General features: G+C 35.3%; 20 protein-coding genes. 11 read left to right on the top strand and 9 right to left on the bottom strand.

Annotated elements, in window-relative coordinates:
* Nucleotides 1–436: 436 nt before the first annotated feature.
* The 7 genes from BAZ10_RS03950 to BAZ10_RS03920 all read right to left on the bottom strand — a co-directional run bounded on the left by BAZ10_RS03950 (nucleotide 437) and on the right by BAZ10_RS03920 (nucleotide 5,646).
* A complete protein-coding gene (locus tag BAZ10_RS03950; RefSeq protein ID WP_078770936.1) occupies nucleotides 437–1,240 on the bottom strand; it encodes a patatin-like phospholipase family protein in 804 nt (267 codons plus the stop codon).
* Nucleotides 1,241–1,308: 68 nt separating this feature from the next.
* Entirely contained in the window at nucleotides 1,309–1,968 is a 660-nt protein-coding gene (locus tag BAZ10_RS03945; protein ID WP_078770935.1) for a GDSL-type esterase/lipase family protein, read from the bottom strand.
* Nucleotides 1,969–1,972: 4 nt separating this feature from the next.
* Nucleotides 1,973–3,136 carry an iron-containing alcohol dehydrogenase gene (locus BAZ10_RS03940; RefSeq protein ID WP_078770934.1) on the bottom strand — a complete coding sequence of 388 codons (1,164 nt, stop codon included), beginning with the start codon at nucleotides 3,134–3,136 and terminating at the stop codon, nucleotides 1,973–1,975.
* Nucleotides 3,137–3,268: 132 nt separating this feature from the next.
* Nucleotides 3,269–3,754, bottom strand: a complete 486-nt coding sequence (locus BAZ10_RS03935) for a hypothetical protein (protein ID WP_078770933.1) — start codon at nucleotides 3,752–3,754, stop codon at nucleotides 3,269–3,271.
* A 33-nt stretch (nucleotides 3,755–3,787) separates the two neighbouring features.
* Nucleotides 3,788–4,510, bottom strand: coding sequence for a phytanoyl-CoA dioxygenase family protein (locus BAZ10_RS03930; protein ID WP_078770932.1), 723 nt, complete (start codon nucleotides 4,508–4,510; stop codon nucleotides 3,788–3,790).
* A 61-nt stretch (nucleotides 4,511–4,571) separates the two neighbouring features.
* A complete protein-coding gene (locus BAZ10_RS03925) occupies nucleotides 4,572–5,009 on the bottom strand; it encodes a DUF6326 family protein (protein ID WP_078770931.1) in 438 nt (145 codons plus the stop codon).
* 103 nt (nucleotides 5,010–5,112) lie between these two features.
* Nucleotides 5,113–5,646 carry a GNAT family N-acetyltransferase gene (locus BAZ10_RS03920; protein ID WP_078770958.1) on the bottom strand — a complete coding sequence of 178 codons (534 nt, stop codon included), beginning with the start codon at nucleotides 5,644–5,646 and terminating at the stop codon, nucleotides 5,113–5,115.
* A 373-nt stretch (nucleotides 5,647–6,019) separates the two neighbouring features.
* Between BAZ10_RS03920 and BAZ10_RS03915 the strand changes: the two genes are divergently transcribed.
* Nucleotides 6,020–8,557 carry a phosphoenolpyruvate carboxylase gene (locus BAZ10_RS03915; protein WP_078770930.1) on the top strand — a complete coding sequence of 846 codons (2,538 nt, stop codon included), beginning with the start codon at nucleotides 6,020–6,022 and terminating at the stop codon, nucleotides 8,555–8,557.
* 173 nt (nucleotides 8,558–8,730) lie between these two features.
* Here BAZ10_RS03915 and BAZ10_RS03910 read toward each other — a convergent pair whose 3' ends face one another.
* Both BAZ10_RS03910 and BAZ10_RS03905 read right to left on the bottom strand, forming a co-directional pair.
* Nucleotides 8,731–9,423 carry a hypothetical protein gene (locus BAZ10_RS03910; protein WP_078770929.1) on the bottom strand — a complete coding sequence of 231 codons (693 nt, stop codon included), beginning with the start codon at nucleotides 9,421–9,423 and terminating at the stop codon, nucleotides 8,731–8,733.
* 25 nt (nucleotides 9,424–9,448) lie between these two features.
* Complete coding sequence (locus BAZ10_RS03905; RefSeq protein WP_078770928.1) at nucleotides 9,449–11,533, bottom strand: outer membrane beta-barrel protein; 2,085 nt, start codon at nucleotides 11,531–11,533, stop codon at nucleotides 9,449–9,451.
* A 373-nt stretch (nucleotides 11,534–11,906) separates the two neighbouring features.
* Between BAZ10_RS03905 and BAZ10_RS03900 the strand changes: the two genes are divergently transcribed.
* The 10 genes from BAZ10_RS03900 to BAZ10_RS03855 all read left to right on the top strand — a co-directional run bounded on the left by BAZ10_RS03900 (nucleotide 11,907) and on the right by BAZ10_RS03855 (nucleotide 24,482).
* Nucleotides 11,907–13,031, top strand: coding sequence for a DegT/DnrJ/EryC1/StrS family aminotransferase (locus tag BAZ10_RS03900; RefSeq protein WP_078770927.1), 1,125 nt, complete (start codon nucleotides 11,907–11,909; stop codon nucleotides 13,029–13,031).
* Between the two features lie 17 nt (nucleotides 13,032–13,048).
* Nucleotides 13,049–14,065, top strand: a complete 1,017-nt coding sequence (gene galE, locus BAZ10_RS03895; protein WP_078770926.1) for a UDP-glucose 4-epimerase GalE — start codon at nucleotides 13,049–13,051, stop codon at nucleotides 14,063–14,065.
* A gap of 160 nt (nucleotides 14,066–14,225) precedes the next feature.
* Nucleotides 14,226–15,227: a pyruvate dehydrogenase (acetyl-transferring) E1 component subunit alpha gene (gene pdhA / locus BAZ10_RS03890; protein WP_078770925.1), complete on the top strand. Its 1,002-nt coding sequence runs from the start codon at nucleotides 14,226–14,228 to the stop codon at nucleotides 15,225–15,227.
* An 81-nt stretch (nucleotides 15,228–15,308) separates the two neighbouring features.
* Nucleotides 15,309–16,895 carry a 2-oxo acid dehydrogenase subunit E2 gene (locus tag BAZ10_RS03885; protein ID WP_078770924.1) on the top strand — a complete coding sequence of 529 codons (1,587 nt, stop codon included), beginning with the start codon at nucleotides 15,309–15,311 and terminating at the stop codon, nucleotides 16,893–16,895.
* 153 nt (nucleotides 16,896–17,048) lie between these two features.
* Nucleotides 17,049–20,912 carry a TIM-barrel domain-containing protein gene (locus tag BAZ10_RS03880; protein ID WP_078770923.1) on the top strand — a complete coding sequence of 1,288 codons (3,864 nt, stop codon included), beginning with the start codon at nucleotides 17,049–17,051 and terminating at the stop codon, nucleotides 20,910–20,912.
* Between the two features lie 128 nt (nucleotides 20,913–21,040).
* A complete protein-coding gene (locus BAZ10_RS03875) occupies nucleotides 21,041–21,715 on the top strand; it encodes an ABC transporter ATP-binding protein (RefSeq protein WP_078770957.1) in 675 nt (224 codons plus the stop codon).
* A gap of 2 nt (nucleotides 21,716–21,717) precedes the next feature.
* Nucleotides 21,718–22,311 (top strand): murein L,D-transpeptidase catalytic domain-containing protein, encoded by a 594-nt coding sequence (locus tag BAZ10_RS03870; protein ID WP_078770922.1) that lies wholly within the window; start codon nucleotides 21,718–21,720, stop codon nucleotides 22,309–22,311.
* A gap of 4 nt (nucleotides 22,312–22,315) precedes the next feature.
* The gene (locus tag BAZ10_RS03865; protein WP_078770921.1) at nucleotides 22,316–22,843 is read left to right on the top strand and encodes a hypothetical protein; all 528 of its coding nucleotides are present in this window, start codon (nucleotides 22,316–22,318) and stop codon (nucleotides 22,841–22,843) included.
* 128 nt (nucleotides 22,844–22,971) lie between these two features.
* On the top strand, nucleotides 22,972–23,649 hold the full coding sequence (gene radC / locus BAZ10_RS03860; RefSeq protein ID WP_078770920.1) for a RadC family protein: 678 nt from the start codon (nucleotides 22,972–22,974) through the stop codon (nucleotides 23,647–23,649).
* A 221-nt stretch (nucleotides 23,650–23,870) separates the two neighbouring features.
* Nucleotides 23,871–24,482 carry an inorganic pyrophosphatase gene (locus tag BAZ10_RS03855; protein WP_009084574.1) on the top strand — a complete coding sequence of 204 codons (612 nt, stop codon included), beginning with the start codon at nucleotides 23,871–23,873 and terminating at the stop codon, nucleotides 24,480–24,482.
* The last annotated feature ends 122 nt before the right edge of the window (nucleotides 24,483–24,604 follow it).

The following is a 24,604-nucleotide window of genomic DNA, read 5'->3' as shown; positions in this document are numbered from 1 at the left end:
ACCTTTTTCAGGACTAGTCATAGTGGAACATTGAGATAAAGACGGGGATAAGGAGTTAAGGTTGAGAACTAAGCAAAAAGCTAAGTTAGTGTGAAAAGAAATTCTTCATTTTCTGTTTCAAATAGTCTGAAATTTTTGATTCCGATTTGAATAATTTTCTTTTTCCTTATTAAGATAGCGTTCCTTCGGAACGCTGTGGTGTTTGATAATTATAATTTTTCTTATTCATTATGATGAACTATATTTTTTGTACTATCATAATATAAGTAATGAGAGAAAGGCTCTGGAGGAGCCTGATCTGGGTAAAAACAAATGTGTCAGAAAGTAAGTATTCCGGAGGAATACTATCTTATAACGGGAATATTTTTCTCTCCAATCTGTAAAAAATTAGTATATACCATCTGAGAAATACCTGATTAATAAGACAGATAATATTCTACAGCGTTAGGTAATTTTTCAGCTGCTCCCGGGCACATTTTCTGCCATATTCAATTTGGCTCTGAGCCTTATAAAACTCATATAATTCACACGAATACCGGGAAATATTAATCATAAAATCAGGAGCATGTTCTTTAAGATTAAAATTACCAATGGTTTCAATCATCAGAGATATAGTTCGGTTAGTCAGCCTCAGCATTCCCAGTTTAGATGATGGCGCAGGAAGCGCTTTGCCTTCAAAAGGAATTCTCGCATTAACGTTTACTGCAAGTATTTTATCTTCCGAATTAGTTTTTATCGCATAATCAATCGGAATGTTATTCAGAACACCACCGTCTACCAAAACCATATTATCTCTTATAACTGGTGTGAAAACAGATGGAATAGCTATAGAAGCTCTTATAGCATCATAAATATTACCTGAATTAATGTAAACAGGCTGATGTGCCTGTATGTCTGTCGCTAAACATGCAAATGGAATTTTAAGGTCTTCAATATTTTCTCCGGGAATAGCCATACTTAGGATATTCAGAATTTTTTCACCTTTAATGAAGCCGCCGTTTTTGAATGAAAAATCTATAAGCCTTAGAAAACTGTAACGGTTGAGCTTTACTATCCATTCTTTAAACTCCTGAAGTTTGCCCATAGCATGTATTCCTCCAACTAATGCACCCATGGAAGTACCAACAATACTGTTTATTTTAAAGTTTTGTCTCTCCAGTTCTTCGATAACACCTATGTGGGCTAAGCCTCTGGCGCCACCACCGGAAAGGACTAAAGATATATTTTTGTTGACTTCCAAATTTTCTAAAGTTTGATAAACATGTATAAAATTAAACAAAAAATGCTCCTATCAAGAGCATTTTGTAATTATTTTAAATAAGGTGTTATAGCTTTTTCCCATATAACATAACCCGATGGTTTCATATGGAGCATATCATCCAGGAATATATCCTTTCTTATAACGCCATTTTTATCATTCATTGCTTTAGTAATATCAATGTATGATGTATTTTTCTGACTTTTCAGGAAAGCTTTTATTTCCTTATTAGCCTGCTGCATTTGTGGCCAGTAGTCTTCTCTGGAAGGCGAGTGCTTTATGGAAATGTAAGACACATTAATTTTAGGATAATACTGTCTTATTTTACCATAGAAAGTTTTAAATCTTGCAACCACTGTATCTACAGATGGCTTATCCTCCGATACAAAATCATTATCACCACAATAAACGATAATTTGTTTAGGGTGATAAGGCTTCAAAAGATCATCTGCAAAGTAATTCAGATCAGAAAGCCTTGAACCTCCAAAACCTCTGTTAATAATCTTTTTCTGAGGAAAATATTTTGCAATATCTGTCCACTTGGTAAAAGTAGAGCTTCCGATAAATAATATAGCATTTTGAGGAATTCCGTTTAAGCTGTCCCTCTTTTTAAATTCCTGAATGTCGTGCCAAAACATTCTTTTTTCTTGCGCTTGTAATGTTACTGAGAGTAATATTACAAACGCAAATATCATTCTTAATCTCTTCATGGTTTTAATAGCTCATTTCAACAATTTTCTTAGCATCAGAAGGCGTTAGTTTTTTATGCTCCCCAATACCTGCCATATTTCTACTGATAAATGCACTTTCAACTTTTTCTGCAGTTCCGTTATATGCCTCTGTATATTCTGAAAGTTTAGTTAGTATTCCCAAAGAATGGAAGAATTGCTCCATTTTTTCAATGGCTTTTAATGCCTTTTCTTCTGTTGTTCCTTCAGTGATATTCCATACTCTTTCGCCGTATTGAGCCAATTTTTCTTTTTTAGACTCCAGGTTATAACGGTAATGGCTAGGTGCAATAATCGCTAATGTACGTGCATGGTCTATGCCATAATATGCCGTAAGTTCGTGCCCCATAGCATGTACAGCCCAGTCTGAAGGAACACCTTGCTGGATTAATCCATTAAGTGCCATAGTACAGCTCCACATAAAATCACCTGCAGCTGTATAATCAAATTCTTCCTGCATAACCTTAGGCGCAATTTCCTGTAACGATTGCAAAATACTTTCCGCAAATCTGTCCTGTAATGTAGCACCAATAGGATAGGTCATGTATTGTTCCATTACATGGGTGTATGCATCTGTAATACCATTGGCAATCTGATTTTTCGGAATAGAGCGAATAACCTCAGGATCAAGAACAGAAACTTGTGGGAATAACCCTGGTCCACCAGAAGATAATTTCTCCTGAGTAGCTCTTCTTGAAATAACATATCCGGAATTCATTTCCGAACCTGTAGCTGGTAAAGTAAGTACCGTAGCGAAAGGTAAAGCTTGTCCTTCCATGGTTCTTACCGAATTTCTAAGGATATCCCAAGGCTCTCCATTATATTTTGCAGCTGCAGCCAGATATTTGGTTCCGTCGATAACCGAACCGCCACCAACAGCAAGAAGATAAGTAATATTATTTTCTTTGATAAACTGTAAAGCTTCCATTAGTACTTCATATTCCGGATTAGCAGGAATGCCACCGAATTCTTCTACCTCATGATTCGCTAAGGTGTCTTTTACCTGTTGATATACACCGTTCTTTTTAATGCTGCCACCTCCATATAACAGAAGAATTTTAGCATCTGAAGGAATCTCTTTTCCAAGTGAAGCGATTTCACCCTTTCCAAAAATAATTTTGGTAGGATTTTTATATTTAAAATTTAGCATAGGATTGATTTTACCTAACAAATGTAGGGCTTTATTTTAATCCATTAAGCCAGATTATGTTGAATTTTGCGAATATTCAGACTTATAAAATCTATATTATAAAACGATATAAATAATGTAAAAAAGAGGGCATTATTGTGTTTTTCTTTTTTCAGATTTATAATTAACCCATGAATTTATGAAGTTGATTTCAATAATTATAGTAACTATTAAAAATAGAATATTCCACAGGTCTATACTTGTTGTTATAAAGAGTAGTACTATTTGTATAATCAAATTAATGAATGTTATAATAGCAAATTTTAAATGGTTTGATTTTGTTTTGTAAAAGAACGGAATATGTCCTCCTAAATAATGTCCCGGATTTAAGTTGTTTTTATTCCATTCATCATATTCTTCCATGAAATTTTCCTGATCAATTGTTTTACTCTCATCAATATTCTCCTCATTAATGATTAGTATTGCTTTATTGAAGTCACTATCTTTTACCAAAAGAGATTTATTTTCGTAATCAATTATTGCAGAAATTTTATTTTCCTGTAGAATATCTTTTAAGTATTCAGCATTCACTAAATATTCATATTGGAAAATCTTTTTTAGACTTTTCTCAGCAGGCATTTATTCGTTTTATAAGTAAAAATATGTGAATGATTAATTTAACTTTTCAGACCATCTTAAAGGAGTAGGAAGATTTACATTTGAGAATTCGATATGAATAACCCTTCTTTTTTTATTATTAATGGTTCTGCCTGAGCTGTGTAATAAAAGAGGCTTCATAATCATAATTCCACCTTTGCTCACACTGCATGTAGATTCCTTTTCCGTTTTCCAGTCAATGGTTTCCGGTCTGTATATGCCTTTTGAGTGAGACTTTTCAATAACTTTTAATGCACCATTTTCAGAATTTGTTTCATCAAGATGAATTCGTATTGTAAAAATATTCTGCAAAATTTCGAGTGGAGGCTGTACAGCATATTGATTCTGTTTTGTAGTCCATGGACCAAAATTTTCCATTTCTGTTTTCTTATCGACAGAAATAGTCAGATCCTGATGATAGGCTACATACCAGTTTGAAGACTCAGGCTTGTCAAAATAAATACTTTTTACAACAAAATAGTCTGAACCAAATATTGTATGGATTATATAATTTAATCTTTCATTGAAAATTAAATCACGAGTCTCCGGAACTTCCTTCAGGAATTGCCTGATTGCAAATAAATCTTTTGATTTCCTGAAAGTATCTTTAGAATTGTCGGCTTGTTCTATCTGTCCAAGAATAGACTGTACCTCTTCATCTGTATAAACCTGATCGATAGTTGTAAAACCTGATTCCTGAATTTTATTTTTATATTGTTGGGTATCGTATAGCTGCATCTTCTTTATAGACTTATAAATACTATTATGAGCTAAAATAAGGAAAAATGCTTCTCCTTGCTTAACTTAATTTCTGCTTAGGCCACTTCCACGCATATAAACTGATCAGAATCGTAATAGCGCTTTCCGTTAATGCCAGGAATACATAAAACGCTCTCCACGAATCCAAAGAAGTAATAGCAATGAGCAGCATAATCAAGGTAAAAAGTATTCCAAAAATAAGATTGAGCAATCTGTTGAGTTTTGGCTTCAGAATAACAGATAATCCAACCATAACAGCCGGAATAGCTAATAATAGACTGGCTCCGAATAATTTTTGAGGATCATCGAGAAGGTTATGCCCATCAATAAACCCTTTAACTTTTCCGGGAATATAGAGTTCAAAATAATCTCCATATAAATAACATAATGTAACAGAAGCCCATAATGCAGCCAGTTTAATCTTTACATCAATCTTCGAGTCTTCCAAATTGGTTTTGTGAGGTGTGTGGATATTCATACTAAGCTTTTTTAATAAGACAGCTATAGGTTTATTTAGTTACAGTTATACCACAAAAAAGCCAGTACAAAAGCACTGGCAGTATTATAAATAAGATGTTATATTATTCGAAAAAGGCTTTAGGATAGACAACCGTTCCTTCAACTCCTTCTAAAGCGCCTTTAATAAGTTCTATAGCCATACAGTTTTCATCGGGAACCTCAAACGGTAATTGAATTCCATATTTTTTGGCTATTTCATAACCGAATCGGGGATAGTAATTCTCGTGACCTAATAAAATAACAGAGCCAAAACCTAATTCCTTAGCTTTTTTATGAGCGGTTTCTATTAGTTTTCCGCCAATACCTTTACCCTGATATTCCGGAAGTACCGAGACCGGAGCTAATGCCAGGGAATCAAATTCTTCGTTTTTGTTATTTATGACTTTAATTCTGGTGAGTGAAATATGTCCTGCAATATTTTGATTTATCTCCGCAACAATAGAAAGTTCCGGAATAAAGGCTTCGGAGTTTCTGAGTCTTTCAACTAAGTATTGCTCGCTGTGATCACTCATTTCTTCTTTTTCAAATGCTCTTTGAATTAAGTTGAATACAGCTGCATAGTCGTCTTTATTTTCTTGTCTAAAAAGGATATTCATTTTGATCTTTTTAAATTTCATTTGCCGTTCAACATTAAATTAAAATTAACGGGCCAAATGTCTGTTAGTATATAATAGATGGAAATCTTCAGGCTGGGAAGCCTGAATAAACAGAAATTGCCATAACCCCGACAGAAATATCAGAGGTTATGTATTATGCGGATATCTTCTTAGTGCTAGACATGCTACAAAGGTAATTATTTTCTTTGTGAAGAATTAAATGTTGCCTAAATTTGATAGGCTTAAATATTTTGTCAGGATTTATGTAATTGTATTTTTTGGATAAATAAATTTATAATAAGAAGATTTAGCAAATATTTAAACTATAAAATCCAATAAAAGCCTTAACTTTTCACCAAAATTAATAGTGTTAATGAAGACCAATGAACAAGTAGAAAAATTCAGACAAATTGTAAAAAACAAATTTCAGATCTATAATAGCCTTTTCATGAGCCTTCCATACGATAAAATGACCAATATCGGAATGCTCTTGCCTTTTCTCCATGAAGAGAGTAAAGAGGGCTATGAAAATGGAAAATCTCCGATGGAGGTGATGAAACATTTCTTCGACAGTCATACAGACCTGAAAACAGAAGAGGAACGAATAGATCTTCTGTTCCGTATTATTCAGTATGTAGAAAGACAGGTAGTATTATTCGACAGTATCGAGGATTCAGCATTTTCTACACTAAATGCCAATACAGATCCAGGGACAGTCCGTAATTTGTATGAAGTTGCATCCCAACAGGGAAAACTGCAAATTATTAAAGAGAAAATGGAACAATTCGGTGTTAAGGTTGTATTTACAGCACACCCGACACAGTTTTATTCCAATTCCGTGCAATCTATTCTCCATGATCTGAATCAGGCTATAAAGTCCGATTCAGTTACCAATATAGATATGCTCCTGCAGCAGCTGGGGATGACGTCATTTATCAATCAGGAAAAGCCAACCCCATATGACGAGGCTCAGAGTATTATTTATTATCTGCGCTACGTTTATTATGATACTCTGGGAGAATTGTATCGGGATACCAAACGTATTTTTGATGATGCTAATATAAATCCGCATTTATTCCAATTAGGCTTTTGGCCGGGAGGAGACAGAGACGGTAACCCTTTTGTAACTGCAGAAATTACTCAGCGAGTATCTTCCGAGTTGAGACTGGCTATTCTTAAATGCTATTATGAGCACCTTAAAAAGCTCCGAAAAAGACTTACTTTCCCTAAGGTCACCGAAATGCTGAGACAAATTAGTGAAAGAGTATATCAGAATATTTTTGAGAATAAATATGATCTTACTGCTGAAGAGTTCAAAAAAGCTTTAGAGGATATCCGTTATGAAGTTAAAGAGAATAACAACGGATTGTTTATTAATAAAATCGACGATCTGATAGGCCGTATAGATCTATTTGGAATCTATTTCGCTTCGCTGGATATTCGCCAGAACAGTAAGATCCATTACAAAACACTGGAACAGATTTTTGAAAAAGAGTTTGGTAAAGATTACCATGCATTGAATGAAGACGAAAAATTGAATCTGCTTCTCAACACTTCTTTACAGATTGATCCTGAAAATTATAGTGATGATATAGTAAAGGATACATTAAAAAATATCTATCAGGTAAAAGATATTCAGAAACTAAATGGAGAGCAAAGTATTCACCGTTATATTATTTCGGACAGTTCCTCTATTTATGATGTTCTGAATGTTTATGCCCTATTTAAATATTGTGGTTATGCCGATAAGGATATAAAGATAGATATTGTTCCATTGTTCGAAACCATAGAAGGCTTTGAAAACGCTGAGGCAACGATGAACAAGCTTTATAACCTTACTCAGTATAAAGAACATCTGAATCGCCGTAGTGAGAGACAATTCATCATGCTTGGATTTTCAGACGGAACAAAAGACGCTGGGTATATAAAAGCAAACTGGGATATTTATACTACCAAAGAAGTACTGTCAAGGGTTTCAGATGAAAACGATATCAAAGTAATATTCTTTGATGGTAGAGGTGGACCACCTGCACGTGGTGGTGGTAAAACACACCAGTTTTATGCGGCACAAGGAAAAAGTATTGCCAATCACCAGATAGAATTGACAATTCAGGGGCAAACAATTACCAGTGTCTTTGGAACGAAAGACCAGGCAACTTTCAACTTTGAGCAGTTGCTTACAGCAGGATTAGAAAACGAAATTTTCCCTCAGGACAAAATAAATCTGAAAGATTGGGAAAGAGCTTTGCTAAATGAGCTTGCCGGAATTAGCTACCAGAAATATAAAGCACTGAAGAACCATCCTCTTTTTGTACCTTATCTGGAAGAGGTTAGTACACTGAAATATTATGGACGTACCAATATCGGAAGCCGTCCTAGTAAGAGAAATGATGGACAACTGGTATTCGAAGATCTAAGAGCAATTCCGTTTGTAGGATCATGGAGCTTGTTGAAGCAAAATGTACCCGGATACTTCGGAGTAGGTACGGCCTTGCAAAAAATAAAAGAAGAGGGCAGGCTGGAAGATCTGAAAAAACTATACCGAGAATCTATGTTCTTTAAGACACTTATTCAGAATAGTATGATGTCTATGAGCAAGACTTACTTTCCGCTGACCTATTATCTGCGTAATGACAAAGTGTTTGGCGAATTCTGGCAGATTCTGCACAATGAGTACCTGCTGACTCATGAAATGTTATTGGAAATTGCAGATTACAAAGCTCTGATGGAAGAAGAACCATTGTCTAAGAGCTCCATTAAAATGAGAGAAAATATTGTTTTGCCATTGCTAACCATTCAGCAATATGCTTTACAAAAGATTAAAGAAGAGAATCCACATAAAGAAACCTATGAAAAGATTGTTACAAGAGCATTGTTTGGAAACATTAATGCAAGCCGTAATTCAGCATAGATCTTCATAAAATAACAATAATAGGCTTACTTCGGTGAGCCTATTTTAGATATATTGTAAAAAAGTATAAAATACAATAGTTTTTGCAGATAAATGAAAGTTCTAGATTAAATAAACATACCCCTCATTACAAGGGGTATCTACTAATGAATTAGTATGAATTGAATGTAAGTTTAAAATGTAGTAAGGTCGAACTGAGCTTCCTTACCGCCAAGACGGCTAAGGTTTTTAATATTGCTTCGTTTCAGCTTATTATTCAGACCTTCGATAGGCTCGATAATATTATTAATCATAATGTACTTGTCCCTAGATCCCAGTTTAAAATAATTAAAATTGGTTACAAGATATTTCTCACCATTGATGTTTAAAATAAGATGGTCATTGCCTTGTTTAGCAGAATTAACAATTTCATCTGCTTTTCTGTTTTCTTTTATCTGCTCCATACCAGCTTTTGCATAGGTATAAGTCAGATTTCTGCCTAGTATTTTAGAGAAAGATTCACCATTTGTATTGTTTTTTTTCATTCCAAAGCAGAAGCTCCCTGAAGGATTTTCCAAATTACTCCAATGGTCATTTTGCGTAAAACTTTGGTATCCGCTTTTTTCGAGTTTTATTTTGAAAACAACTTCTCCTGTTTTATTTACAGCAAATTTTACTTTGAAGTATCCATTGGTATCGGTCTCTCCGATTTTTTTATTGTTGTTATCAAGAATTGTTACTTTTCCCAATGGAGATAGACTTTGAGAATCAACAACAATTCCGGCAAGCTCCATATCTCTGTATTGGACAGTTCTTTCGGCAGCATAAATTTTAAAAGCGAATAATGTTGCCAAAATACTGATGAGAATATAGATTAATTTGTTCATAGCAGAATATATTTTTAATTTAGTTTTAGAACGTTGCAGGTGGTGCTGTATCGTTGTTTAGTTTTTTCTGAATTTCATTTTTCCTTCCCTTTGCAAAGTCATAGCCAATACCTAGAATAAACATGGATTTGTTATTGAAGATTTGCGTGTGCCCGGTATAGCTTACAAGGCTCTCTGGTAAAGTTTTAGATTTGTATTCCGAAGGCATTCCCCACCAATACATTCCGGTACTGAAGCTCCAGTTATTATGTTTATAATTAACAAAAATATGGTTGGCATTCTCATTGGTATTCAAAAATGCACCGCTCAGTGTGTAATATGGAATAGTATATTGATACTGAATATTGAAAGACTTATATTCTGAAGAAATTACAAAAGAGTTTCCTATGTAATTATTTTTAAGAACAGCTCCGGAACCAGTCTTAAATAGTTCAGATGCCGGAGCAAAAACAACTTTTACTACGAGTAAATTATTCCCAAAAGGCTTTACCGAACCAGTTAATTGCATTCCGTATTGCTGAGAATATTGTGCATTTTCATAGGTTAGATTATAGCCTCCAAAGGCTGGATCTGCAATATACATTTGGTTAATAGCGCGATCTCTATGCCAAAAAAACAGATTTGCATTGATATCGAAATACTTATTATTCACAGAATAAATAAGATTGTTCCCCCATGAGCGTTGTGTTTTCAGATAAGGATTTCCACTTCTTATAATGTTTGGGACCACTTGTACTACATTGCTGCTTAAGGCAGAACTCGAAGGACTCCTGGGAACATAGCTACTTGTAAATCTTAAGCTCTGATTTTTTGTTAACTGATAGCCCAGAATTAATTTTGGAGTAATGGTCCATTCATCATTTGTTATTTCAGCGCTCTGGTTATGAATATTCGTTAAGCCAAGCCCAAGCCTGTACATTAATTTATTTTTCTTCCCTGAAAATTCAGTATAAAAATATTGTTCCAGGTAATTTACTTCATAATAAGAGGAACCTTGCAGATTTTGCAAATCATTGGATATTGCATTATTGGAAATTCTGTAACCAGAACTTAGCTTTCCGAAACTGAAATCGTGTGAATGCGCTACTTCTCCAACAAGGCTGGTTTGCTTTGCTTTAAGGTTCATGTCATTGTCAAATACACTCTGATTGTTTGCCAAAATCCATTCTTTCGCTAATTCAGCAGAATTAGTAGTGTATTTAGAACCAACGAAATTAAAGCTTAACTCATCCTTTTTACCCAGATTCTTGGAGAAATATAAGTCTATAGTCGGCTTGTTATAATCTGAAGAGGTATTTCTTAAAGTTCCATGTTGTTCAGTTGATGTATCTTTTGTAAAAGCATTAAGCCCGTTAGCTTTTGAGAAGCTTGTTAAAAGATCAAGATTTAGTTTTGCCTGAAAAGTATAATTTCCAGTTAAAACGTTGTTATAGCGCAGGGTAATTCCCTGAGAGGTATAACCAAAATGATCCTTTCTGTTTTCTTCTGAGCTATAATGACTACCATTTAGCTTATAATCGTATGTATTTCTAAACTGTCGGTTATCATAATCTCTTAGGTTAAAGGTATAATCCATTCCCAGATTGTTTCGCCCTTTGGTATAATTGGCATATGCCGATCCATTCACGAATCCTGTGGTAAGAGCTGAGCTTGCTTCCAAGCCAAATACATAACCTGTTTCCGGATTTCTGGTAAGGATATTAACTACGGTATCAGCACGCAAAGCCCATCTTGTTGGTGGATTGTCATAATACTCTACTTTTATTATATCTTCTGGCTTTATCGTACGTACCTGCATCTCAGTAGCCTCGATTCCGTTAATCAATAATAATATTTTACCACCTTTTATGCTTGCAACAGAATTTGAAATAGGATCGAATTGAAGTTCGGGAAGTGTTTTTAAAAGGTCATTTGCATAACGGGCTCGTTTTAGAGCTTCTTCACTAAACGTATATACAGCTTTATCTACAAATTGTTTTTTGCGTTGTGACTTAAGGATTACCTCCTGTATTTCTTTACTCTGTTGTAGAGTATCTTTTGCGGTTTTCGTTTCCTGCGCCGTAATCAGTAATCCGGTTAATGCCGCAGCTAGTGTAATTAGTTTTTTCATATCAGTTATTTACCTAACATTTTAGGTATACAATTTTATCACTAAAATATTAGTTATGCAAATTTTCCAATTATATTTTAAAAATGTAAAATCCAATGTTTGATAATTATTTTTTCTTACCTGTATTAATGTTAAAAGGGTACCAAAAAATAAATGACATTATTATTTACTGTTAATCAGTGAATTGTGTTTTAGAGTTGAGTCGAAGAGTGTTCGTTTTCGTACAGTGATTGTCCATTTCTGAACAGATTAAGCAAAGAGATAAAAGTCTGTAAAGCTTTCCTGGTAATAGTTGTGGTGAATGAATGATATAACTCATTTTTATAACAGGTTCTGAAAATAAAATAATAAATTTGTACGATAATAGTCTTACATGAAAAAAATACAGATGGTTGACCTGCAAGGTCAATATCAAAAAATAAAAAACGAAGCAGATGCAGCAGTGTTAAAGGTAATGGAGTCAGCAGCCTTTATCAACGGACCAGAAGTAAAAGAATTCACGACAGAACTACAAAACTACCTTGACGTAAAACACGTTATTCCTTGTGCCAACGGTACCGATGCTTTGCAAATCGCATTAATGGCATTAGACCTTCAGGAAGGAGACGAAGTAATAACAGCAGATTTCACCTTTGCCGCTACGGTAGAGGTGATTCATTTATTAAAGCTAAAGTCAGTTTTGGTGGATGTAGATTATAATACATTTACAATAGATATTGAGAAGCTAAAAGCTGCAATCACGCCAAAAACTAAAGCTATTATTCCTGTTCACATATTTGGGCAATGTTCCAATATGGAGGAAATACTAAAAGTAGCTAAAGAGCACAATCTTTACGTAATAGAAGACAACGCACAAGCTATTGGTGCGGATTATATATTCTCAGACGGAACTAAAAAGAAATCCGGAACGATGGGGACTTTAGGAACTACATCTTTCTTCCCGTCTAAAAATCTTGGGTGTTACGGAGACGGTGGTGCTATATTTACTAATGATGATGAATTGGAGTACAAAATCCGCGGTATTGTAAACCATGGAATGTACCGCAGATATTATCATGATGAGGTAGGAGTTAATTCCCGTTTAGACAGTGTGCAGGCAGCCGTTCTTAGAATAAAACTAAGACTTCTTGATGAATATGCAAAAGCAAGAAACGAAGCTGCTGCTTATTATGATAATGCATTCGCAAATCACCCGGACATCTTAGTTCCGGAAAGAGCAACAGACTCTACACACGTTTTCCATCAGTATACATTAAGAATACTAAACGGTAGGAGAAACGAACTTCAGGAGTTTTTAACTTCAAAGGAAATTCCTGCCATGATCTATTATCCGGTAGCTTTAAGAAAGCAAAAAGCTTACTTCCAGGATAGCAATGATGCAGATTTTGTAAATACTGATAAGTTATTAGATCAGGTAATTTCTTTACCAATGCATACAGAATTAGATGAAGAGCAGTTGAAGTATATTACCGATGCTGTTTTAGAATTCATGAAATAAAAACCAAAACTATAACTATGGCAATATTAGTAACAGGAGGACTGGGGTATATAGGTTCGCATACAGTAGTAGAGCTTATCCAGAATAACTTTGATGTTGTAATTATCGATGATCTTTCCAATACCGAAAAAAGAGTTCTGGATGGTATTGAGAAGATCACAGGAGTAAGACCAACATTTTATCCTTTTGATTTAAAAAGAAGAGAGCTATTGACTCAGGTTTTAGAAGCTCATAAAATTGAAGGATGTATTCATTTTGCAGCTTATAAAGCAGTAGGTGAAAGTCAGGAAAAACCAGTTGATTACTATGAGAATAATCTTTTTTCTCTGATCAATATTCTTCAGGAATTTAAAGAGAAAAATATTTCTAATTTTATTTTCAGTTCATCATGTACCGTTTACGGACAAGCAGATGAAATGCCAATTAATGAAGAAACAGAGCTTAAATTACCTGAATCTTCTTATGGGAAAACCAAGCAAATGGGAGAGGAGATTATCAAAGATTTTGCTATTGCTCATCATAAGAAAGTAAGTTTATTAAGATATTTCAACCCTATTGGTGCTCATCCAAGTGCCTTAATCGGAGAGTTGCCTCTTGGTGTTCCCAACAACCTTATTCCTTATGTTAGTCAGACAGCAGCAGGTGTCCGAGAGTATTTAAGCATTTTCGGAAACGATTATCCAACACCAGACGGAACAGCTGTTCGTGATTATATCTATGTCGTGGACTTGGCAAAAGCACACGTAGCCTCTCTTAAAAAACTAATCGCTGCAGATACCGATACTGTTGTAGATATCTATAATCTTGGAACAGGTAAGGGGTCATCTGTATTAGAAGTTGTAAAAAGCTTTGAAACGGCAAATGATGTTGAAGTAAAATATGAGTTTAAACCACGTCGTGATGGTGATATCACAATAGCTTATGCAAATGCTTCAAAAGCAGAAAAAGAGCTAGGCTGGAAGGCTGATACAAGTCTTACTGAAGCTCTGAAAACAACATGGCAGTGGCAAAAACATTTGGAAAGCAGAGATTAATAATAAAACAATTTTTGAATCCGTTCACAGAAATATAATCAGACTTCATAATCTTATGCAGAAAATAAAGAAGTTTTTTAGTATTTTTGTGCTCTCGATTCAATAATCATAAAACCTTAATGGTTATTTGTGATTATTAAATAAATAACAATAGTTACACATGAAAGAATTTTCTAAAGAAGTCTACCTGAAATGGTACGAGGATATGACGATGTGGAGACGCTTCGAAGATAAGTGTCGTTCTCTTTATTTGAAGCAGAAAATCAGAGGTTTCTTACACCTTTACAACGGTCAGGAGGCAATCCCTGCAGGTTTTACACATGCAATGGATTTAACCAAAGACAGTATGATTACTGCTTACAGATGTCATATCCATCCAATGGCAATGGGGGTTGATCCTAAAAGAATTATGGCAGAATTATGTGGTAAAGTTACCGGTACTTCACATGGTATGGGTGGTTCTATGCACATTTTTAGCAAAGAGCACCGTTTCTACGGAGGTCACGGTATTGTAGGTGGTCAGATTCCATTAGGAGCAGGTATTGCTTTTGGTGATAAATATTTCAAAACTGGTGGTGTAAACATCTGTTTCTTCGGAGACGGTGCTGCACGTCAGGGATCTCTTCACGAGACTTTTAACATGGCAATGAACTGGAAACTTCCGGTAGTATTTGTTGTGGAGAACAACCAGTATGCAATGGGTACTTCTGTAAAAAGAACTTCAAACCATGAAGATATCTACAAATTAGGCTTAGGGTACGAAATGCCTTGTATGCCTGTAGATGCAATGGATCCTGAAAAAGTTGCTGAAGCGGCTTTCGAAGCTATTGAAAGAGCAAGAAGAGGAGAAGGACCAACATTCCTGGAAGCCAGAACTTACCGTTACAGAGGTCACTCTATGTCGGATGCTGAGCCATACAGAACTAAAGAAGAAGTTGGGATGATGAAGAATGAAGACCCTATCGAGTTAGTGAAAAGCAGAATTCTTGAAAACAACTGGGCTACTGAAACTGAATTAGAAGCTATCGACGAAAAATCTAAAGAATTTGTTGAAGAGTGTGTAGAATTCATGGAAAATTCTGCATATCCGGATGTATCACAAGTATATGACTTTGTTTATTCAGAACCAGATTATCCGTTCATTGACAAACTAGAAAACTAATAACGATATTAATTTAGAATTTGAGTATAAAGTATTTTTAATCTCAATTCTCAAATTTCAAATTTTTAAATAAAGAAAATTATGGCAGAAGTAATCACAATGCCGCGCCTTTCGGATACTATGACGGAAGGTAAGGTTTCAAAATGGCATAAAAATGTAGGTGATACGGTTAAAGAAGGAGATCTTCTTGCTGAAATCGAAACTGATAAAGCGGTACAGGATTTTGAATCCGAAATCAACGGAACATTACTTTATCAAGGTGTTGCGGAAGGCGGACAAGCTCCTGTAGATACTGTTCTATGTATTATTGGTAAAGAAGGCGAAGATATTTCAGCTTTAATCGGAGGTGCACCTGCAAAAGAAGAAGCTCCTGCACAGGCAGCAGCAGAACCTGCAGCAACTGAATCTACTGCTTCAGCAGAAGTACCTGCTGGTGTAGAAATTATCACAATGCCTCGTCTTTCTGATACAATGACAGAAGGAAAAGTTGCTAAATGGCACAAGAATGTTGGTGATGCAGTAAAAGAAGGAGATATCTTGGCAGAAATTGAAACTGATAAAGCGGTACAGGATTTTGAATCTGAATTCAACGGAACATTACTATATCAAGGAGTAGCTGAATCTGGTGCAGCGTTAGTTGACACTGTTTTAGCAATTATTGGCCCTGCAGGAACAGATGTTTCAGGATTAACTTCAGGAAAACCTGCAGCTAAATCTGATGCGGCTCCGGTAACATCTGAAAAGCCAGTTGCAACTCAACCAAAAGAAGAAGTTGTAGCGACTTCATCTACAGGTGACAGAGTAGCCATTTCTCCATTAGCACGTAAAATTGCTTCAGATAAAGGAATCGACATCTCAAGTGTAAAAGGCTCAGGTGATGGTGGTAGAATCGTGAAGAAAGATATTGAAAACTATCAGCCTTCTGCACAGGCTGCTACATCAACTGCAACAGTGGCTCCGGCTAAGGCTGTAGTAAACTTTGTAGCTGGTGAAGATACTGAAACTCCAAACTCTCAGGTTCGTAACGTGATTGCGAAAAGACTTTCTGAAAGTAAATTCACGGCTCCTCACTACTACCTGATGGTGGAAATCAACATGGATAAAGCTATTGCGGCAAGAAAAGAAATCAACAGCTTGCCAGATACTAAGGTATCTTTCAACGACATGATTATTAAGGCTACTGCAATTGCTTTAAGAAAACATCCACAAGTAAACAGCTCATGGGCAGGTGATAAGATCATCCACCGTGGAAACATCAATATTGGTGTTGCTGTAGCGATTCCGGACGGATTAGTAGTTCCTGTATTGAAGAATACAGACCATATGTCTTACTCTGAAATTTCGGCTTCAGTAAAAGATATGGCAGCAAGAGCTAAAAACAAAGGTCTTAAAGCGAATGAAATGGAAGGAAGTACTTTCTCTATTTCTAACCTTGGAATGTTTGGTATCGAAACATTTACAAGTATTATCAATCAGCCAAATGCTGCTATTCTTTCAGTAGGCGCTATCATCGAGAAGCCTGTTGTAAAAGATGGTCAGATTGTAGTTGGTAATACGATGAAGCTTTCATTAGCTTGTGACCACAGAGTGGTTGATGGTGCTACAGGGGCTCAGTTCTTACAAACTTTAAGAACTTACCTTGAGAATCCATTAAGCTTATTGGTATAAAAGTTCAACAAAATAATAGAAAAAAGCCTTCTTCTTCATTGAGGAGGGCTTTTTTCGTATACATTGGCAATATTTTTATACATATAATGCCTTAAATACAATTATGCTTGTTAAATTTGTAAGATTCTTATTAACCAGGAAAATTTAAATATTATGAAGAGAAAATTCTGGGGTATTAAACCTACTGCCGGAGTATTATTCGCATTTGCTTCCTCAATATTTCTGACAAACTATGTACAGGCACAACAGACCGTTGCTGCTAAAACAGAGAATGTTGCCCAGCAACAACTGAGAATAGTAGATGCTAAAAAAATTAATGCGACAACCATCGAGATTACATTCTCGAACCAACAAAAAGCTTTACTGGATTTCTACGGAGACAATATCTTCCGATTATTCCAGGACAACAGTGGAAAAGGAATGCGTGATCCGGAGGCAAAGCCTGAGGCTAAAATATTAGTCAGCAATCCAAGAAAAGCTGTAACCAAGCTTAATATTGCTCAGGATAATAACCAACTGAGTATTACAACAGACAAAGTACAGGTAGTTTTCGATAAGAATACTTCTCTTTTTAAGCTTATCAATCTGCAGACAAAAGCCGTGGTTGTTGAAGAAGCAGAACCATTAAGCTTTGAGAAAAACAAAACAAGTCTTACGCTAAAGGAAAATCCACAGGAATATTTCTATGGCGGTGGTGTTCAGAACGGACGTTTTTCTCATAAAGGAAAAGCTATTGCTATTGAAAATCAGAACAGCTGGACAGACGGCGGTGTAGCTTCACCAACACCTTTCTATTGGTCGTCTAAAGGCTACGGAATGATGTGGTATACCTTCAAAAAAGGGAAATACGATTTCGGAGCAAAAGAGAAAGGGAAAGTTTTTCTGTCTCATGAAGATAATTATCTGGACTTATTCCTTATGGTAAACGATGGTCCGGTTGCTTTGCTTAACGATTTCTACCAGCTTACGGGTAATCCGGTTTTATTACCAAAATTTGGCTTCTATGAAGGACACCTTAATGCATATAACAGAGATTACTGGAAAGAGGACGAAAAGGGAATTCTTTTCGAAGATGGAAAACGTTATAAAGAAAGCCAGAAAGAAAATGGCGGTATCAAAGAATCTTTGAACGGTGAAAAAAACAATTATCAGTTCTCTGCACGCGCTGTTGTGGACCGATACAAAAATAACGATATGCCATTAGGATGGGTATTACCGAATGATGGCTATGGTGCAGGTTACGGACAAACAGAAACTCTGGATGGTAACATTAAGAACCTGAAAGATTTTGGAGATTATGCCCGTAAAAATGGTGTTGAAATAGGTCTGTGGACGCAATCCGATCTTCATCCGAAAGAAGGAATAAGTGCATTGTTACAAAGGGATATTATTAAAGAAGTAAGAGATGCCGGAGTACGTGTTCTGAAGACGGATGTAGCATGGGTAGGAGATGGTTACTCATTTGGATTGAATGGTGTTTCAGACGTGGGTAATATTATGCCTAAATATGGTAATGATGCCAGACCATTTATTATATCATTAGATGGTTGGGCAGGAACCCAGCGCTATGCAGGAATCTGGTCCGGAGATCAGACTGGTGGTGTTTGGGAATATATCCGTTTCCATATTCCGACTTATATAGGATCCGGATTGTCCGGACAACCGAATATTACATCTGATATGGATGGTATTTTCGGAGGCAAGAAGCCTATTATTAATACCAGAGATTTCCAATGGAAAGCATTCACACCAATGCAGCTGAATATGGATGGTTGGGGTTCTAATGAGAAGTATCCGCATGCTTTAGGAGAAACAGCAACTTCCATTAACCGTAATTATCTGAAACTAAAGTCAGAGCTTCTTCCATATTCTTATAGTATTGCAAAAGAAGCTGTAAATGGCTTACCAATGATCAGAGCAATGTTTCTGGAAGAGCAAAATGCATATACTCAGGGGAAAATGACGCAGTACCAGTTTATGTATGGACCAGCATTCCTCGTTGCTCCTATTTACCAGGAAACCAAAACCGACGATAAAGGAAATGATATACGTAACGGAATTTACCTGCCAAAAGGACAATGGGTAGATTACCTTACCGGAGAACAATATGAAGGTGGGCAAATCATTAATAGCATTAATAGCCCGATTTGGAAGCTTCCTGTGTTTGTAAAACGTGGAGCAATCATTCCGTTGGCTAACCCGAATAATAATGTATCAGAAATCAATAAAAATCTTCGTATTTACGAAATATATCCTTTGGGTAAAACTTCATTTACAGAATATGATGACGATGGAATATCCGAGCAGTACAAAGCTGGCAAAGGATCATCAACAATTATTGAATCTAATCTGGTTAAAGATAAAGCTGTTGTAACCGTATTTCCTGCAAAAGGAAATTTTGACGGACAGACGAAAGATAAAGCTACTGAATTTAGAATCAGTGCTACTGCAAAACCCGGAAATATTATAGCTAAAGTTGGTAATAAAAAAGTGAAACTTAAAGAAGTTACTTCACTAGCAGAGTTTGAAGCCCAGGAAAATGTATACTATTACAACGAAAAGCCTAACTTCAACAGATTCTCAACCAAAGGAACTGAATTCGAGAAAGTTCAGATTATAAAAAATCCCCAGGTTTGGGTAAAAACGGCTAAAGCAGATATTACAAGTCAGAAAGTATCTTTAGAGCTTGAAGGCTATGAATTTGAGCCTAAAAATCATTTAAAAATAACATCTGGTGTACTTACAGCTCCAAAGAATGTACAGATTACAGACAAAAACCTGGAAGCTTACACTGTAAAACCTACATGGGATAAAGTTCCAAATGCAGATTACTACGAAATAGATTTCAATGGACTGAAATATTCTACAATAAAAGACACTGAACTTCTGTTCGAAGGTCTGACAGCGGAAACGGATTATACATTCAAAGTAAGAGCGGTAAATAAAGACGGAGCTTCTGAGTGGACTTCGTTTACAGTCAAAACTAAATCTAATCCTTTAGAATTTGCTATTAAAGGAATATCCGGAACCGCTTCTGTAGATGCACAGGAAGGCTTTGAAGTTTATAAATTATTCGATGAGGAAGAAGGAAATATGTGGCATACAAAATATAGAGTGAAAGCTGTTCCTTTCGATCTTTTAGTAGATCTTAAATCGATTAACCAGCTGGATAAATTCCAGTTATTACCACGTAACGACGGTAGAAACGGGCTGATTAAGAAAGGTAAAGTTTCTTACAGTATGGATAAACAATTCTGGACAGATGCCGGAACTTTTGAATGGAAAGATGATTTCGATCCTAAAGAATTTAGCTTTACATCTCATCCGACGGCAAGATATGTGAAGATTTCTGTGGAACAAGCTGTAGGTGATTATGGAACAGGCCGTGAGCTATATGTATTCAAAGTACCGGGAACAGAAAGCTATTTACCGGGAGATATTAACAACGATAAACTAATTGACCGAAATGACCTTACTTCTTATACCAACTATACCGGATTGAGAAAAGGAGATGCAGATTTCGAAGGTTATGTAAGCAATGGTGATGTTAATAAGAATAACCTTATTGATGCTTACGATATATCTGTTGTTGCAACACAATTAGATGGTGGTGTAGATGAAGCAAAGATTGAAAAGGTAGCCGGGAAATTAGAAATAACAGCACCTAAGCAGAATTATGGCAAAGACGAAATTATTGAAGTGACTGTAAAAGGAACTAATCTGAAATCTGTAAATGCACTAAGTTTTGCATTGCCTTATAATGCCCAGGATTATGAATTCGTAGGAATCCAGACGCTGGATACCAAGAAAATGGAGAACCTTACAAATGACAGATTGCATTCCAACAGAGAGAAGGTGTTGTATCCTACGTTTGTTAATCTAGGAAAGCAGGAAGCTCTTAATGGCAGCAATAATCTGTTTATAATTAAATTTAAAGCGAAAAAGAATCTGAAATTTAATCTAAAGTCACAACAAGGAATCCTTGTAGACAAAGACCTGAACTCAGTAAACTTTTAAAGAGAACAGATAAATATTACCCATCTGGCCGGAATTTCTTCCGGCCATTTTTTTAACATGAAAATTTATAGATAACTATACAAATACATACTTTATAACTCATAACTAATTAGTATTTTTGACGAATGATGATTAAAGCGAAAAATATATATAAATCTTACGGCTCATTAGATGTATTAAAAGGAGTGGATATTGAGATTCCGGATGCAGAAATTGTCTCTATTGTAGGAGAGTCCGGTGCAGGAAAATCTACTTTGTTACAAATTCTTGGTACACTGGATTCGCCATCTAATACGTCCGCTAACGATACTGAAATATTATTGAATGGTAAATCTTTTCTGGAAATGTCAGACAAAGAACTATCCAGATTCCGTAACAGGAATATAGGTTTCGTATTCCAATTTCATCAACTTCTGCCTGAATTCACAGCATTGGAAAATGTACTCTTGCCGGTAAGAATTTCGGACAAACCAAATCCGAACGCTTTGGAAAAAGCACATGAACTTTTTGATGAACTGAAAATTGCTCACAGAATTCATCATAAGCCCAAAGAACTTTCAGGAGGAGAGGCACAACGTGTTGCTGTGGCAAGAGCATTAATTAATGATCCGAAAATCATCTTTGCAGATGAGCCTACAGGAAACCTGGATTCTAAAAATGCAGACAGCCTTCATCAGTTATTCTTTGACCTTAGAGATAAATACAATCAGACATTCGTTATTGTAACCCACAACCAAGGACTTGCCGAAAGTACTGACCGTAAATTAGTGATGAAGGATGGTCAGATTGTGGACGGATTCTAATAATGAAAAAATATATATTTCTTTCTCTGTTTGGAGTTCTTGCCATCGCTCTGGTATCGAATATCAGCTTTGGTCAATCCATAGTCAGGAGCAATAATCCAAACAATAAAACAGAAGAGATAAGAAAATTTGCTTCAGAAAATGGCTACAATGAAAAATTAGCGTTTTTTGTAGATTTCTCAATTACTTCAAATAAATACAGGTTTTTTGTTATTGATTTAAAGTCTGGAAAAATTCTGGAGAGAGGATTGGTGGCACATGGATCAGGATCAGAAAAAGGAAAGGTAGATGGAAAATTAGAGTTTAGTAATGTCTATGGTTCATACTGTTCTTCAATAGGTAAATATATTGTAAAAAATAGCTATAAAGGAGATTTTGGAAAAGCCTATAAACTTGTAGGTCTGGATAAAACAAATAGCAATGCTCTTAGTCGGGCTATTGTATTGCATAAATATTCAGCAGTTCCCGACAATGAAACTATAAATCCTATTGTACTTAGCTTGGGATGTCCGATGGTTTCACCTGCTTTTTTTAGTACTTTAGAGAAATATATAGATTCCGCAGAAAAGAGTATCGTTTTGTATATATACGATTAGGTCTATGAATAAAAAGCTACTGATTAAAGCTATAGAATGGAGTCTTGTAATATTTGTTTCGTTTTATATGGCAACATATGGTGCAGCAAAATATGTTCAGTTTGATACTATAAAAAACTACAACGGAAAGGTTTCCGAAATGTCCGGACATCAGATTATGTGGGCATTCTATGGTTATACAGTGGCTTATCCTTTAATTATAGGGTTCTTCGAAGTATTAGGAGCAACTTGTTTACTATTCTATAGGACAAGAATCTTTGGTGCTATTCTTTTATCAATTCTTCTTTTCAATATTATCCTTCAAGATTATTTCTACGAAATATTAGCGTTGGGTAGCGCTATATTTTTTCAGCTTTGTATTTTTATTATTCTTTATATAAACAAACAGCGTGTACTTGCTCTGGTAAAAAACATGTTCGCCGGAATACATACTGGAGTTAAATATTCCAATAAATATAAAATACTCATGTTAATCGCCATTGCTGTTATGGTTATTTTGCTCGTTCTGATGAAAAGCTTGCTTCATATATAAAATTAAGTCAATTATATTTTAATTATTTACTATTTAAATTAATTTTCATTTTTAAGTGTAGTATTTTAATTATATCTCTTGATGGATTAATTTTATTTCGTATCTTTAACAGCAACAGGATCTTAAGTATGAAAGTAAAATCCCTTGCTGAAGATGATCGGCCCCGTGAAAAATTTTTACTGAAAGGTAAAGAAGCTCTTTCGGATGCAGACTTACTGGCCATTATTATAGGGTCTGGTAATATAGGAGAGAGTGTAATAGACCTTGGAAGAAGAATATTACGATCTGTAAACAACAATTGGCATCAGCTGAGTTTGCTTACAGTTAAAGATCTGATGGAGTATAAAGGAATAGGAGAGGTAAAAGCAATAACTATTGCAGCTGCTCTGGAGATAGGAAGGAGAAAAGCCTTGCAGGAAGTTTCTAAAAATCCTGTAATAAGCAACAGTAAAGATGCTTTCAATATATTACATCCATATTTAGGAGATCTGCATCATGAAGAATTCTGGTGTTTGTTTCTCAACCATAGTAATATGATTATTCATAAAGAGAAACTTACCCACGGCGGTATCGATCAATCTATTGTAGATGCCAGAATATTGTTTAGTATTGCCTTGGATCATCTTGCAACAGCTATAGTTGTTGCGCACAATCATCCATCTGGAAATTTAAAACCAAGCCGGCAGGATATACAAATTACCGAAAGTCTTAAAAATGGCGGAGAGCTTTTGAATATAAAGCTTCTGGATCATCTAATTATTTCTCAGGAATCATTTTTTAGTTTCAGTGACGAGGGGATTCTCTAATTTAGCAGTCAAATTCAGTCAGAAAAATTAAGAGTTCTGCTCGATTAGTTAGGCCTTGTTTAACAGAGCTTTTAAACGTCTCTAAAATTAAATTAATTCAAAATTTAAAATTTAAAACCATTTATTTCAAATAATTTGTAATTTTGCACCCTGTTTTCGTATTTGGAATTGTTAATTTCATATTACGGAGCAATTGTAAAACTTAAAATATAAACAATTATATGAACCCTAAATTCAAAGCCCATCCTTGGCATGGTATCAGTGTTGGAGAGAAAGCTCCGGAAATTGTAAATGTTTTCGTAGAGATCGTACCTTCTGATACTATTAAATATGAAGTAGATAAAGAAACTGGTTACCTGAAAGTAGACAGACCACAAAAGTTTTCTAATATCATCCCTGCTTTATATGGTTTCGTTCCACAGACTTACTGTGAGGATGCTGTAAAGGATTTGGCTGTAGCTAATGGTTCGGTAGACGTTAAAGAAGGAGATCATGATCCATTGGATATTTGTGTTCTAAGCAGCCACAACATCAATGGTGGAGGAATGATTTTAGAAGCTATTCCAATCGGTGGCTTTAAAATGATTGATAAAGGAGAGGCTGATGACAAAATCATCGCTGTATTAGTAGATGACCAAGTTTATGGTCACATGAGAGATATCTCCGACCTTCCGGTAGCTGAAGTTAACCGTTTGAAGCATTATTTCCTTTCGTATAAAAACTTACCAACTGAGCCAGCTGTAGTAAGAATCGATGACGTATATGGGGCTGAGCACGCAAAAAAAGTTATAGAAGCATCTATAAAAGATTATAACCAACATTACGGAGAATAATCTTAAGATAATAAAAAAGATAAAAGCGCTTCTATTTACTTAGAGGCGCTTTTTTTTGTTTAACAGTATAAAATAATATTAACAAAGGAAAAATTAGAATCAAAGAATTCTGAAAAACTTTT

It is taken from the genome of Elizabethkingia occulta (assembly GCF_002023715.1).
Taxonomy (GTDB): Bacteria; Bacteroidota; Bacteroidia; order Flavobacteriales; family Weeksellaceae; genus Elizabethkingia; species Elizabethkingia occulta.
The sequence above is the reverse complement of the archived record's forward strand: the minus strand, read 5'-3'. Positions and strand labels throughout refer to the sequence as shown.